The organism is Planctomycetia bacterium, assembly GCA_016795155.1.
In the GTDB taxonomy this organism is placed as follows: Bacteria; Planctomycetota; Planctomycetia; order Gemmatales; family HRBIN36; genus JAEUIE01.
Genome location: JAEUIE010000067.1, coordinates 1 through 13,740, shown reverse-complemented (window position 1 = coordinate 13,740; position 13,740 = coordinate 1). Strand labels below are relative to the sequence as shown.

Genomic DNA, 13,740 nt, shown 5'->3' with positions numbered 1-13,740 from the left:
CAAACTTCATATCTTCTATTGTGATAGGAACAACATGCGGCTGATTCCATCTTCCAGAACGGTGCCATGCCTACGATTCTTGACCAGATTGTTCGCGACAAGCGTGAGGAAATCAAGGCAGCTCGCGCCCAGCTCAGTGAAAGTGCCCTGGAGCAATCGCTGGCATCTGTCAAAGTCGAGCCTGTCACTACCCATTACCCAAGCCGTTTTCATCGCAGCTTGAAAGAAACGAATTTCATTCGCATCATCGCTGAGGTCAAACGCCAGTCACCCTCAGCAGGAGCCATCCAGGCCAATGCCGATGCTATTACCTTTGCAAGAACCTATGCCGAGTGTGGTGCAGCCTGCATCAGCGTCTTGACCGATACGCCCCATTTCGGAGGCAGTCTTGATGACCTGCGAAAAGTACGCGCCGAGGTCAATACGCCGCTGCTTAGAAAAGACTTCATTCTGGAACGCTACCAGGTCTTGCAGGCGAAAGCTGCAGGGGCCGATGCGGTGCTGCTGATTGCAGAAATCCTTGACGATGCCACGCTAGCTCATCTGATTCTGGAGATTCAGTCGTGGGGGATGGATGCCCTCGTGGAATGTTACGAAGCTGCTAATGTGCCTCGCGTGCTGGCTGCTGGCGCTACGCTCATCGGCATCAATAACCGCAACCTGCATACTTTTGAAGTGAACCTGTCGCACACGCTTGCGCTGGCTCAACAGATTCCCGCCTCCTGCACCGTCATCAGTGAAAGTGGCATCAAAACACGTGCAGACGTGGAAACCCTCGCCGCTGCCGGCATCAAGGCCATTCTGGTCGGCGAAACGCTGATGAAAGCGACGGATGTGAAAACTGCATTTGAGCAGTTAGGCACGGTGCCATTTCACTTTCTCCCCTCTCCCCGGGTGGGAGAAGGGTTGGGGGTGAGGGGGTTCTGTCGTTAGGAACTTTTCCCCGTTGCCTTTGGAACAAATCGGCCTGGCAGATTGTAGATGCGGCGGGCTTTGGGGCTGTACTGATAGTCTTTCGATTCGATGATCTCTCCGTCAATTTCAGGCAACAGCCGCCCTTTGGCATCGATAATCATCGGTATCAATACGCCACTTCGAAACTCATAGACTTTTTCGTTGGGTTGTTTCGCTTCCACCAGCCTGGGAATATCTTTTAGCTCTCGCTTGGTCCCTTTCTTCGATGCTTCAATGGCCTTATCGACATCCATCAGATCAGCAACGAAGGTGCCATTCTTGTCAATGGTTCCGACACAATCCATGTCGATGACCGGATGAACTACGCGAATGGTGGTATCCCACTCGAAAACGTATTCACCCTCGGGAAACGGATTAGGCAACGGTGCGGGAGCTGTTTTAGCTGGGGGTGCTGGTGGGCTAAGCGATTTCAGTTTCCGGTCTGCCCACTGGCTCATTTCCCCAGGCCGTGCGGTGTAATCGCACAGGCCTCGCTGTTTTACCTTCTTCTGCTTATCGATAGTGATCCAAAGCAGCTTATGCTGGTCGATCCAGAAATGACTTTGACCCGATTGCCAGGTATTTCCCGGAAACTCCTCGGTCCGGGCAACCTGCAGATAGGAATTCCAGGAACTCTGAGGCCGGAAGATGACGACATTTTGCCAATCCGACTTGCCATCCACTTCGACAATGATTCGGTCAATGCCCAGGCCGTCACGAAGATAACGATCGGAAGTTGGCTTGCCGAGAATGGCGATGGCTTCATCAGCTGTCATGCCCGGTTTGATCTGGTCCAGCAGTTGTGGTGTCAGCGCGCGCACCGGCCAGAACCACCAGGCCAGGAAACCTGTCAGGGCTATCACCAAACCAAGGATCAAATACTTACGCCGCATGGATCATTCCGAATCATTGCTTATATTTGGGAACTTGGACAAATCTCCCCGGCAGATTGTAAATCCGTCGTGCTTCAGGACTGTACCGATAATCCTTGAAGTCGATGATCTTGCCACCGGCTTCGGGAATCAGTCCACGATATTCGTCAAAGATCATTGGCACGAGGATGCCAGAACGGTATTCGTAAACTTTTTCGTTGGGTTGCTTGGCGGTCGTGAGCGGAGCCGATCTTATACTAGTACGCACCAACTTACGCTTGGTAGATTCAATAATCTCTTCCAATTCTGATAAATCTGGTCTGAAACATCCATCAGCGTCTATGGTGCCTAAACAATTCCTCTTACCAACATTGTGTTGTGTTGATCTCTTGATTGGTTCATAGACGTAGTTATCTTTTTCATCGTGAAGCATCCCGATGCAACAAACAATTGGAATCAGAAAAGAAAGCATGTGAATCATAGAGCATCTCAAGTGTAAGCACTGCTTATCTGACAATTCTAACAAATCTCCCCGGCAGATTATAAATTCGCCGGGCTTCGGGACTGTACCGGTAATCCTTGAAATCAATGATCTTACCACCAACTTCAGGAATCAATCCACGGTATTCGTCAAAGACCATTGGCACTAGGATGCCGGATCGATTTTCGTAGACTTTTTCCTTGGTGTGTTTTCTTTCAATAAGATTTGATGGACCCATGCGGGAGCGTGGGAGCTTGCGTTTAAATGCATTTATCATTTTTTCCAAATCTGACAAATTAGGCCTGAAATTGCCATCAGCGTCGATGGTACCGAGGCAATCCCTTATTCCAACTGAGTGGTATTTTGATTTCGTGCTCGAAGGGATAAATTCATAGATATCTTCTTCATCGTGAAACATTCCGATGCAGCAGACTACCAGAATGAGAAATGAATGCATCTGAATCATAAGGATCCCAGTGAAGCACAGATTCGTGGTTACTCCGCCTCCTGTCCCAACAGCCTCGCCACTTCATAACAATCTTTATCGCCCCGGCCGCTGAAACAGACTACCACTGCTGCATCCTTTGGCAAACGTGCTGCCTGCTTCATTGCTTCCACCACGCCATGCGATGTCTCAAGGGCAGGGATGATGCCTTCCAGCCTGCTGCAAAGCTGGAATCCTTCCAGTGCCGCTGCATCATCAGCATAGGTGTATTGCACCCGGCCTGATTCCTTCCAGTAACTGTGCTCCGGCCCCACTCCTGGATAGTCAAGCCCTGCGGAAACTGAATGCACATCGGCAGTCTGGCCATCTTCATCCTGCAGCACGTAACTGAATGTACCATGCAACACGCCAGGCTGACCGAAACTGAGTGTTGATGCATGTTCACCTTGCGATGCACCTCGCCCGCCTGCTTCTACGCCGATAATCTTCACCGAGGCATCATCAATGAATGGGTAGAACATGCCCGCTGCATTGGAGCCACCACCCACACAGGCAATCACCATGTCAGGCAACTTGCCGAGCTGCGATAAACACTGCTGCTTGGCTTCCTGGCCAATCACACTTTGAAAATCACGCACCATCAGCGGGAAAGGATGCGGGCCCACCACCGAGCCGAGTATGTAATGCGTATCCCGCACGGAACCCATCCAGTCGCGCATGGCTTCGTTGATGGCGTCACGCAGCGTTCGGCTGCCGGTGGTTACTTCAAACACTTCCGCTCCCATCGCCCGCATCTTGAAGACGTTCAGCTTCTGCCGACGCACATCCTCTGCACCCATGTAGACCCGGCAAGGCAAGCCAAACAGTGCACACGCGGTGGCAGTCGCAACGCCATGCTGCCCGGCACCTGTCTCGGCAATCACCCGCGTCTTGCCCATACGCAACGTCAGCAGCGCCTGGCCGATGGTGTTATTGATCTTGTGTGCGCCGGTATGCAGCAGGTCTTCCCGCTTGAGGTAAATGCGAGCGCCACCCGCCTGCCTGGTAAGCCTTTCAGCAAAAGTCAGCGGTGTAGGGCGGCCCACGTAGTTCGACAGATAGTGCGACAGTTGCTGTTGAAATGCAGGATCCTGCCTGGCCTGCAGATAAGCCTGAGTCAACTGTTCCAAGGCAGGCATCAGCGTTTCAGGCACATACCTGCCACCAAACGGGCCAAAACGACCTTGTTGATCGGGAACGGCAGACAGTTTGCCGGGCATAGGCGCAGTCATGAATGAAGTAACTCAATGGAATGATGATATCATTGTACAAATCGGTTGGAGTGAAGTTGATGCTGTCAAACAGCCCGTGAAATGGTACTGTAAGAGCAACTCTAGCAGGAAGTCATCATGGCACCGGTCAAGAAGAAGAAACAAGCCAGCAAACCTGTCAAAGCCAAAGCGGCTGGGCAACTGCATTCACTGAAAACGCTCGAAAAAGACCTGACGAAGCATACCGATCTGTTCTGCAAGGAACTGCTCAACCAGGAATATCGTGACATGTGCCGGGTCATGGCCCGGGGACTGTGCGTGGAGAATTCGCCGGCACGCCAGGGCGATCTACATACCTGGGCTGCTGCTATCGTCGGGGCAGTGGGGTTTGTCAACTTTCTGCACGACCCCGAATTGCCATTGCATTACAAAAAAGCAGATCTGGCGAACAAGCTCGGTGTTTCCCTGTCAGCATTCAACAAACACACCAAGGCACTGATTGACGGGTTTGACCTGATTCCGTTCGACCCGGATTTCACCCTGCCCAGCATGATTCCGATGAACCCGCTGATTGCCATGGCTACTTCGCCCACGTTGCTGGGTGAATGCTGCAGCGCAGGCAGTTGCTGTGCAGAAAACGGCTGCGACCCTACTGCCTGTGAAAAAGAAGATTGCTGTCAGAACGAACCAGCTGATGCACCCAAAAAGAAAGCAAAGAAGAAATAAGGGATTCTCCTCTCTCCCCATTGGGGAGAGGGAATAAAAAAAGGCCGCTGAGTTGCTCAGCGGCCTTTTTCGCTTTTCCGAATGGATTACTTCTTCTCGGTCTGGCTGATGACCAGCACCTTGATGTTCGATTCGATCTCGGGCGCCAGCACGAGCTTCACTTCGTACAGACCCAGTTCCTTGATCACACCTTCGAGCCTGACAGCTTCCTGATCGATGACCAGATTCTGCTGCTTGAGTGCTGTGACGATTTCAGCAGCGCCCACGGAGCCGTACAGATGGCCTTCTTCGTTGGCGATTGACTGAATAGTGATGCTGACACGCTGAAGCTGTTCAGCCATGGCACGCAGATCGGCGAGCTTGGCTTCACGCATCTTCTGCACCTTGATCTTGTGCAGATCGAGCAGCTTGCTGTTGTGAGCAGTGACGAAGGTAGCCAGGCCGCGGGGCAGCAGGAAATTGCGGCCATAGCCCATCTTCACTTCGACCACGTCGCCTGCCTTGCCAACGTGTTGTACGTCTTCAATGAGCATCAGTTTCATGCCACCGTGGTTGCCACGAGGCACATGGTTGTGCTTCTGCTTTTTCTGAGGCAGTTTTTTCTTCGGTTCCGCAGCCTTGCTGGCTTTGGTTTTCTTTTCGGTCTTGGGTGCGGTTGCTGCTTTGGCCATGATTCATTCACACGTTAAAGGTTGTTGGAAGTGGTCAGCGAGACCAGTTGTTTCGTTAAAAAGGGATGTCTTCCTTATCGCCATCGGGTGCAAAATTGGGGGTGGAATCAGGTGTTTCATCGGGGTTAGGCACATCGTACTGGGCACGATTGCTGCCACCACCCTGACGCGATCCACCACTGAAATTCCCACCTTCGCGGGCATCGAGAAATTCAAAGTTCTCGCATACCACCACAAGCTTGTTTCGTTTCTGACCATCCTGGCTGGTCCAACTGTCCATCTTCAGGTGACCTTCAATGAAGATCTGCTTGCCCTTGGACAGGTACTGCTCAGCCGTGTCGGCTTTCTTGCCAAATTCGCCCCGATTGAATACTTCCACATCCAGGAAACAGGGTTCATCTTCCCATTTGCCTGTCTGCTGGTTCTTCTTCCGGCTACTGGTGACGGCGAAGCCAAACTTGGCCACTTTGCCACCATTGGAGAACTGGCGGGTTTCCACGTCGCGGGTCAGGCGACCAATCAACATCACTTTGTTCAAGTTAGCCATCGCGGCACTCCGTCATGTGACTATCTGCATGAACCTAGCCTAAGCGTGATGTTGCTCGATCGCAAGCTGTACAAGCCGCGAAATCGGAAACTATCTTCCGACGTTAATGCCCATGATATCTTCTTCTGCCAGGCCTGGTGCATGCAGGGCCACCGCGGCATGTTCATCCTTGGCAATCGTAATCATCTGTTCGTGCAGCTTCGGATGAATGTTGATCATCATGTACCGCAGAATGGTTTCGCTCAACCGAAGGTCAGCTTCGATGGGGTGTACCACTTCACCCTTGCCCCGGAAGTAGAGCAGGTAATACATACCCTTCTTCTGGTTCTTGATCGGGTAAGTGAACCGGCGTTCATCCCAGGGTCGGCTCACCACCATTTCACCACCATTCTTGGTGATGATCTGGTGTACTGCATCCACGGTGCCAGCAGCATCGCTGTTGTACTTGTTGGCATCGAAGATAATCAGCATTTCGTACAATTCGCCTGCCACGTCGCGTCTCCTCAAAAATAACCGTGCGGTAGGAAATGGACTGAAGAGGGATTAGCTTTTCAGCCGCACAGTGTGTTCATTCAGTTGGCTTGTCCTGTTTTTCTGTGTCCTTTTCCTCACGGGGAGGTCGAGGCTTTTTCGGTTTCGGTTCTTTCTCAGGTGCGTTGAAGCGATTCATCGCTGTTGCCACACCTTCACGAATCCAGCAGCCTGTTGCCTGAGCTGCTCGAATCTCCATATCGTTCACTACATCTTTTTCTCCCGGCTTGAACCGCGAGAGGACGTAGTCAGCCAGGTCGGATCGACCGGGGCCACTGACACCCATGCGCAGCCGGGCATAGTTCTGTGTGCCCAGGTGCTTCTCGATGTCCTTCAGCCCATTGTGCCCGCCTGCTGATCCGCCTGCTCGCATGCGAAGCTGGCCCAGAGGCAGGTTCACATCATCACAGATCACCAGCAGTTCCGTGGCAGGCAGTTGATAGAAATCCAAGGCTGCTCTGACACAGCGGCCACTCAGGTTCATGAACGTGAGTGGCTTCAGGTACAGCACTTTTTCCAGGCCTTCCAGCCCCTCCGCCAGCTCGGCATCGAACCGGCGTTGAAATCTGCCGCCTCCAGGTCCGCTGGCCAGCATATCGATTACTTCGAAACCGACATTATGCCGCGTGCCCTGATACTGCGATCCCGGATTTCCCAGCCCCACCACGATCTTCATACTCGCTTCCGACGATGAGGCTTACCACCAGGATGATGTTATTTCTTCTTGGCGTCTTTCGCGTCCCCTTCCTCACCTTCAACTGGCTTGCGGGCGGTAAGTACTTCAGGCTCGGTAGCCGTTGCACCTTCCAGCGGCGTGGCTTCCACCTTCTCCACGTGCGTGACAATCGCCACCACGGTTTCATCGGCATCGGTCAACGCTTTTACGCCGGCAGGCAATTCCAGTTCTTTCACATGGATCGCCTGACCCTGCTTCAGCTCAGCGATATTGACTGTGATCTGCTCTGGAATGCTGGCAGCAGTACATTCAATTTCCAATTCGTGCAGATGGAAATTGAGCACCGAACCAGCGGGAATAATCGCGTTGCCTTTGAGCTTGATAGGTACATTCAGGTGAATGCGTTCATCAGCGCTAACACGTTCGAAATCAACGTGTACCACTTCCTTGCCCAGAACATCCCACTGCACATCGCGTACGAGGCATTTCTGGGGTTTGCCACCCTTGATTTCCACATCAATAATGCGCTGGTTGTAGCGAACGATCAGCCCGAAATCATCGTGGCTGATGCTGATGTTCTCGTTGTCTTCCTTGTGTCCATACACGACAGCGGGAATCTGTTTTGTCCGACGCAGTCGGCGTGCTTCGGCAGACCCCGATTTTTTGCGGGTTTCTGCCCCTAAACTCTTCAAAGCGGATGTTGACATGTCTTCACTCAATGCAAATAGGCGTACTCAGTCGCGAATGATTATAGTGCGAATGATACACCTTGCTGGCAAGGGATTTACGGTGATTTTAGCAGTGTTCAGCCCGAATTTCACGCCAACTCTGACGGAAAAGTGCTTGAAGCATTAAATTGACATTCCACCCAAGTGCATGGTGCATAACATGATACGTTGTTGCATAGTTCAATAATCCTGATACGATGGCTTCCATGTGGAAGCTGCTACGCTGGATATTGCTGGTCATTCTGCCCATGCTGGGGCTGTTTGCAGGCTGGAAATTGCTGCCTGTCCAGAAGCCCGTTTGGACTTACCAGGCAGAATATGTGGTGAAACCCCTGGGCTACGTCAACAACGATTCCACCTTGCTGGTCGCGGAAGTCACTTCGCAAGGCAAACAGTCGCTCTTTGGGTTGGAACCAGAAACAGGTGTGGAACAGTTCCGTATCCCCATTACCAGAGAACTGCTCGATGCCAGTGCCGCACAGATACGGGAATGTGTTTTGAGTGATAATGAGCGATATGTAGTCTTTCCAGCTTCGCATTACGATGAAAAGAAAAGCAAAGAAAAGCAGGTGATCCTGTTCGACTGGAAAGCGGGGAAGGTGGAGAAGCGGTTCTGGGTGGAGCGGATGGTGGACAATGTGTTTCTGAAAAATAATACGCTTGTGGCAAGAGACTACCAACAAATTACAGTCTGGAAGCTAGATAAGACGGTTGATCCAATCCGTATCAAATGGCAGAGAACTAATGAATTATATTTCAACGTGAACCCCGATGCACGTATTGCTTACCGGTGTTGTGTTGACCCTTCGGGAAGAAATAAAGCTCAACTTGTCACTCAATTACAGCTGTATGACATTAAAAACGAAGAGCATTTACCTGAGATCGAAGGCTATGTGTCCGATCTTGAATGGTCATCGGATGGGCAATCGTTTAGTGCATTACGTTCAAATTTCACCAACCCAGTAGGGAACAAACTGACCGTGCAATACTTCGTCCGAACGGATTACGGATTTCAGGAAGTTCCGGAGAAAGAAGTCAGTCTTTCTTCGTCAGGCTTCAATCATCTGGCTGACAAGGACTTTCGCTTGATACATTCTGCTTCCAAATTCGATCGACGACGAGTATGGCTCAAGAAGCAACTCGGCGCAACGTTCGCAAATGTCGTTGATAAATGCTGGCCAGAGGCAGATTCGTTACTGTTGTTCGACCGGAAAACCAACCAACTTCACGGAAGCATTTCAGGGCTTGAAGGCAAAAAATCATCTGCCATCAGATATGCCTTTTCTCTTCCCGAAAAAAACGGCCTGGTAATCGGCAACGAACGATACTTTGATTACTGGAACTACAACCCCATATCCAATTGGTATCCGCTGTTTGGTCTCTGCGCTGGCGTGCTGTTTTCTGCCTTGCTGATGTGGTTGACCAAACGCAAAAGAACACCGAACCTGTCTCTCGCTCAGCATTCATGATAATGCATGTTGTCTGCTTATGGATAATGCATGAAAATCCCCGCACCACCCTGCCTCCTCAGACCCTGGCGACATAGTGATCTGGCCAGCCTGGTTCGCTGTGCCAACAACCGCAATGTCTGGATCAATCTCCGCAACCGCATGCCTTTTCCCTACACCGAAGCAGATGGCAAAGCCTGGATTGAATGTGCCTCTTCGGAAAACCCTCTCTGCAACTTCGCCATCGAATTTGAACAGCACGCTATAGGCAGCATGGGTCTATGTCTGCAGAACGATATCGAAACAGGCACTGCAGAAATAGGCTACTGGCTCGCTGAACCATTCTGGGGTAAGGGGCTGGCTACCAGTTGTGTGAAAGCGTTCGCCCAGTGGGCCTTCGCACAGTTCCCCCTGCGTAAACTCTACGCCGGCGTGATGGCCAATAATCACCCATCCAGACGGGTACTCGAAAAAGCAGGCTTCAAGCTCGAGGGCATCCATCGACAACACGTCATCAAAGCAGGCACTGTTCAAGATCAAGCTTTCTACGGCTTGTTGAAAACTGACTCATCTGCAGCATGACCCCTCATCCGCATTGACAACATCCCGTCAGATGCTTATCCCATGAGTAGTCCCAAGTGCAGGAGAGTCTGATATGAATTGCAGGAAACTGATGCTGGTGATTGTAACCAGCCTGGTAGTCATAGGTGGTGCTGGTGCCATGTTCATGCATGGCAAAATCGAAGAGATCATGGAGAAAGGCTTCAAGAAAGGAGGCCTTCGTCACAAGATCAGCCTGGAAATCGATAAGGATAATCCCAACTGGAACGATGTTGATAAGAACACGAAAGAGTTGGTTAAGCTCTGTGAAACCTTGTGCAAGGAAAAACAGCCGCAAGGCGAGGCTGACAGTTGGAAGAAACTGACCGAAGCTCTCACCAAGAATGTCAAATCCCTCAGCGAAGCAGCAGGCAAGAAAGATCATCCCAATGCCAAGACGCTGATCAGCAAGATCAACAACAGTTGCAAGGAATGCCATAACCTGCATCAGCCGTAATTCAACTTACAAATGGATCATCGTTTTCTCCCCTCTCCCTCTCAGGGAGAGAGGCCGGGGGTGAGGGGATCCTTCTGATGGCGAAGCCCTTCATGATAGGTGTGTGAACAAAAGCATGAAAGGCTGCGCCATGAAACGAAACCCCGCACCCTAACCCTCTCCCCAAGGGGGAGAGGGAATAATGCTAAGTTTGAACAATAACTTCAGCCGATCTGCATGATGTTTCTTCCAGCCTGTGGACTTGTTGTCACGGGCTTTTCCCTTGCCTGAATAAAAACACGAAATTTCTGTACTGTTTCACCTCCGGCGCGGCATGATAGGTGTTGGCTCACTTTTTAGGTCATCATGTCCGGCGTATTTTCCTATCTGCGATCCTTTCGCCATCTCGCCTGCACCGACGAGAACGATGGCACCTTGCTGGAGCGTTTCCGCACCCAGCGCGATGAGCAGGCCTTTGCCACGCTGGTTCAGCGGCATGGCCCATTGATCCTGGGGATCATTCGCCGACTCGTTGGCCCAGGCGAGCAGGCCGATGATGTTTTCCAGGCAACGTTCCTGGTGCTGGCTCGAAAGGGGCAAAGCATGGAGCGATGGCCCAGCGTGGCAGGCTGGCTGGTGCAGGTTGCCCGCCGAACTGCTTTGCAGGCTCAGGCTAAATCTGCACGTCGATTGCGTCACGAACAACAGGCTGCCAGCATGACTTCCCACATCACCACCAGCGACCCTGCACGGATCATCGAACAGCAAGACCTGGCTACACTGCTCGATGCAGAACTCGACAGGCTGCCCGGCAAATACCGCACGCCAATCATCCTCTGCCAACTGCAGGGGCAATCCAGAGAAGAAACAGCCAGGCAACTAGGTTGGCCACTCGGCTCGGTGGCAGGTAGGTTGGCACGAGGTAAGAAACTATTGCAGGATCGTCTGCTCAAGCGAGGCATCGTTCCCACGCTGACCGCAGGCGCATTGACGATGACAAAGCTCGAAGCCCAGGTGCCTGCCTTGCTGGTACAGGCTACCACGCTCCTGGCCAGCCATGTCGTGCATAAGACTTCTCAGGTTCCAGCCAGCGCTGCCATCACGCTGGCCCAGGGAGTAATGACATCCATGCTGATGACGAAAGTGAAATACATGGCTGCTGCGGTTATGCTGGCATGCTTGTGCGTGGGTACCGGCGCCTGGGCGTGGCACGGTAGAGAGCAACCATCTGAATCACGGAAACAGCCTTCTCAGAATCAGGCAAAGCCCCAAAGGCTGCATGATCTGCTGCAGGGTGAATGGGTGATGGAAAAGTCGAATGCGACCAGTCTGACCGCCAGAGAGGTAGGGTTGCTGACTGGCATGCGATCTGGGCGAGATGTCAAACTCAGCCAGCTGAGTTTCTGGAGATTTGCAGGCAATCAGGTGCTCATTTCCAATAACTGGCTTGATGTGTTGCCTGCGAATTATAAACACTTCACTCCTTATGAGATTATTCCCTTTGAGACATTTGACCCTGCTTCTCCTTCGAGTGTTACACTGGCTGAGCTACGTGGCAGCATCAAGTTGCTGAAGGGTAAATTCGAGATAGTTCTTGCACCAAAGAAAAATGCACAGGATGTTTCGAAGAGTACAGAAAACGATCCAGACATTTGGCATCTGACTCTTCGTCGAGCCAGTGATTACGACCGCCTCGAAGGCATCTGGCGAAAGGAAGAACGCAACCCTGTCACTAATGAACTTGAATCAGCCGAGGAAATGATCTTCAAAAAGAACATGTATCTTCGCAGGTATATCCATAAAGGTTCTCATCATGATGGTCCTCCGAGCGTATTCGCCCTCAATGAGACTGCCACACCAAAGCAGATTGACCTGGATATCGTTTCTGTTGCTGACGCAAATGATAAGCTTCAAGGGTATTTCTCGAGTACAGACAAGCTTAACCGAGATATCTATATCGCTGAGACGATTAACAAAAATTTACTTCGTGAACGGCAGCTTGGCATCTATGAACTCAAGGACAACGAATTCACCTACCAAATTTCCGGCGCAGTGCCATTCATGCTCAAGGACGATAAACTCGTTCCCAATCCCCAGTCGCCCTTAAACCGCAGCCCAACGGCCTTCGAGCCAGGCAACAATGCAACCGAAGCATTCAGGAGTCTGAGTGTCACTTACAAACGGGTGGACAAGTCACTGAAAGACTCTCTCGTTCTGGGCGCCCCACATCAGGAAGTTCCCGCTGGGTCCACACAACCAAACCCATCACCCGATGTCTCGCCACAGATTCTTGAACTCAAGCAACAACGGCTGAAGGTGGCTGAGGAACGGATGGACATTTGGAAAGAGATGTACCGGGCAGGCAGGGCATCCCTGGAGGAATCAGGGCAGTTATCACAGCAGTTGCTGGATGCCCGGCTGGCCCTCGCCAAGGACAGTGACATGAAAATAAAATCGCTCGAGGAGCACTTAAAGTTGCTTAAAGAGTTCGAAGGGTATGCGGAAAAGGGCTATCAATCGGGATCGCGTACCAAATCTGATCTACTGGCAGTTAAGTTAAGACGAATCGAAGTTGAGATTCAACTCGAAGAGATGAAAGCAAAGAAGCGAGACCAGTGAGCTTATTGAAATCGAGCCTGCCACACAGAAGAATCAGGCGAACCATGAAGAACTGCCAGCACGTCGATGGAATCAGTCAAGACGATGTAGTAAAGGACATATCGAAATTGTCGTAACCTGACTGCTCGTACATCCTGAAATACTGTTGCATACATTTCAGGCATTGATGCGATACGCTCCAATACCTGTCTGACTCGGGCAACGAATTGTTTACCCAGTCCAGGGCGAATTTCCTCCAAATAGTTATGGGCTTGTTCAATGTCGGCCTCTGCTTATGATCGCAGGTTTACCGACTTGTTCACGACACTTCTCCATACCGTGCCAATGCTTCACGCCACGGCTTCTTATCGTGAGGAAACGCCTTGGCATGAGATAGCCTTTTAGCGAGTTCCTTCTGATGCCACTCAGGTATTTCATCGGTTTGTACATTCTCAGGCAGGGAATCCCAGATCTCTTCAATAAGAGTTAGCTTCTCCAGTACGCTCAGCCTGTCAATTCCAAGCTCTTTGACCATCATCAGTGTCTCTGCTATGTGCGAAATTATCGCAACTGATCTATGTCTACTAAGTACCCATGCATCAGAAGTCATGCGAGGTGGGTGCCACGGTTTGCGTATAGAGGCCATCCGGTAATTAAGTTGATCTAAACAGCCTGATCTCAAGAGGTTACGTTGTAGTTTGCGAACAGCAACACAACACATCAGGAGATCAGGCTTTGCGTGGTGCCAAGGAAGGCACGTCATTAGCCACGTTAATA

Annotated in this window: 17 protein-coding genes; 6 read left to right on the top strand and 11 right to left on the bottom strand. The window is 51.3% G+C overall.

All coding sequences use genetic code 11. From position 1 onward, the window contains the following. Positions 1-66 precede the first annotated feature (66 nt). A complete protein-coding gene (gene trpC / locus JNJ77_21745) occupies positions 67-933 on the top strand; it encodes an indole-3-glycerol phosphate synthase TrpC (GenBank protein ID MBL8825226.1) in 867 nt (288 codons plus the stop codon). Here the strand turns inward: trpC and JNJ77_21740 are convergent. The 4 genes from JNJ77_21740 to trpB form a co-directional block, all read right to left on the bottom strand. Next, a complete protein-coding gene (locus JNJ77_21740; GenBank protein MBL8825225.1) occupies positions 930-1,847 on the bottom strand; it encodes a hypothetical protein in 918 nt (305 codons plus the stop codon). The genes trpC and JNJ77_21740 overlap by 4 nt on opposite strands. Before the next feature lie 13 nt (positions 1,848-1,860). After that, positions 1,861-2,307, bottom strand: a complete 447-nt coding sequence (locus JNJ77_21735) for a hypothetical protein (GenBank protein MBL8825224.1) — start codon at positions 2,305-2,307, stop codon at positions 1,861-1,863. A gap of 25 nt (positions 2,308-2,332) precedes the next feature. Further along, positions 2,333-2,725 (bottom strand): hypothetical protein, encoded by a 393-nt coding sequence (locus JNJ77_21730; protein MBL8825223.1) that lies wholly within the window; start codon positions 2,723-2,725, stop codon positions 2,333-2,335. A 77-nt stretch (positions 2,726-2,802) separates the two neighbouring features. Beyond that, positions 2,803-4,023 (bottom strand): tryptophan synthase subunit beta, encoded by a 1,221-nt coding sequence (trpB, locus tag JNJ77_21725; protein MBL8825222.1) that lies wholly within the window; start codon positions 4,021-4,023, stop codon positions 2,803-2,805. A gap of 117 nt (positions 4,024-4,140) precedes the next feature. On the opposite strand from trpB, the gene JNJ77_21720 reads away from it, so the two are divergent. Continuing rightward, positions 4,141-4,728 (top strand): hypothetical protein, encoded by a 588-nt coding sequence (locus JNJ77_21720; protein ID MBL8825221.1) that lies wholly within the window; start codon positions 4,141-4,143, stop codon positions 4,726-4,728. A gap of 86 nt (positions 4,729-4,814) precedes the next feature. On the opposite strand, the gene rplI is transcribed toward JNJ77_21720, so the two are convergent. From rplI to JNJ77_21695, 5 genes are all read right to left on the bottom strand, one after another. After that, positions 4,815-5,399, bottom strand: a complete 585-nt coding sequence (gene rplI / locus JNJ77_21715) for a 50S ribosomal protein L9 (GenBank protein MBL8825220.1) — start codon at positions 5,397-5,399, stop codon at positions 4,815-4,817. A 55-nt stretch (positions 5,400-5,454) separates the two neighbouring features. Beyond that, on the bottom strand, positions 5,455-5,946 hold the full coding sequence (gene ssb, locus JNJ77_21710; protein MBL8825219.1) for a single-stranded DNA-binding protein: 492 nt from the start codon (positions 5,944-5,946) through the stop codon (positions 5,455-5,457). Positions 5,947-6,036: 90 nt separating this feature from the next. After that, entirely contained in the window at positions 6,037-6,438 is a 402-nt protein-coding gene (gene rpsF, locus JNJ77_21705) for a 30S ribosomal protein S6 (GenBank protein ID MBL8825218.1), read from the bottom strand. 76 nt (positions 6,439-6,514) lie between these two features. Continuing rightward, entirely contained in the window at positions 6,515-7,153 is a 639-nt protein-coding gene (locus JNJ77_21700) for an aminoacyl-tRNA hydrolase (GenBank protein MBL8825217.1), read from the bottom strand. A gap of 38 nt (positions 7,154-7,191) precedes the next feature. Further along, positions 7,192-7,860: a 50S ribosomal protein L25 gene (locus JNJ77_21695; protein MBL8825216.1), complete on the bottom strand. Its 669-nt coding sequence runs from the start codon at positions 7,858-7,860 to the stop codon at positions 7,192-7,194. Positions 7,861-8,087: 227 nt separating this feature from the next. On the opposite strand from JNJ77_21695, the gene JNJ77_21690 reads away from it, so the two are divergent. The 4 genes from JNJ77_21690 to JNJ77_21675 all read left to right on the top strand — a co-directional run bounded on the left by JNJ77_21690 (position 8,088) and on the right by JNJ77_21675 (position 12,984). Next, positions 8,088-9,350, top strand: coding sequence for a hypothetical protein (locus tag JNJ77_21690; protein ID MBL8825215.1), 1,263 nt, complete (start codon positions 8,088-8,090; stop codon positions 9,348-9,350). Positions 9,351-9,380: 30 nt separating this feature from the next. Then, positions 9,381-9,911 (top strand): GNAT family N-acetyltransferase, encoded by a 531-nt coding sequence (locus JNJ77_21685; GenBank protein MBL8825214.1) that lies wholly within the window; start codon positions 9,381-9,383, stop codon positions 9,909-9,911. Between the two features lie 73 nt (positions 9,912-9,984). Then, positions 9,985-10,386 carry a cytochrome c gene (locus tag JNJ77_21680; GenBank protein ID MBL8825213.1) on the top strand — a complete coding sequence of 134 codons (402 nt, stop codon included), beginning with the start codon at positions 9,985-9,987 and terminating at the stop codon, positions 10,384-10,386. A 345-nt stretch (positions 10,387-10,731) separates the two neighbouring features. Beyond that, the gene (locus JNJ77_21675) at positions 10,732-12,984 is read left to right on the top strand and encodes a sigma-70 family RNA polymerase sigma factor (protein ID MBL8825212.1); all 2,253 of its coding nucleotides are present in this window, start codon (positions 10,732-10,734) and stop codon (positions 12,982-12,984) included. Between the two features lie 2 nt (positions 12,985-12,986). On the opposite strand, the gene JNJ77_21670 is transcribed toward JNJ77_21675, so the two are convergent. Together JNJ77_21670 and JNJ77_21665 are read right to left on the bottom strand one after the other, a co-directional pair. Beyond that, complete coding sequence (locus JNJ77_21670; protein ID MBL8825211.1) at positions 12,987-13,223, bottom strand: type II toxin-antitoxin system RelE/ParE family toxin; 237 nt, start codon at positions 13,221-13,223, stop codon at positions 12,987-12,989. 59 nt (positions 13,224-13,282) lie between these two features. After that, positions 13,283-13,501, bottom strand: a complete 219-nt coding sequence (locus tag JNJ77_21665) for an addiction module protein (protein ID MBL8825210.1) — start codon at positions 13,499-13,501, stop codon at positions 13,283-13,285. Between the last annotated feature and the right edge of the window lie 239 nt (positions 13,502-13,740).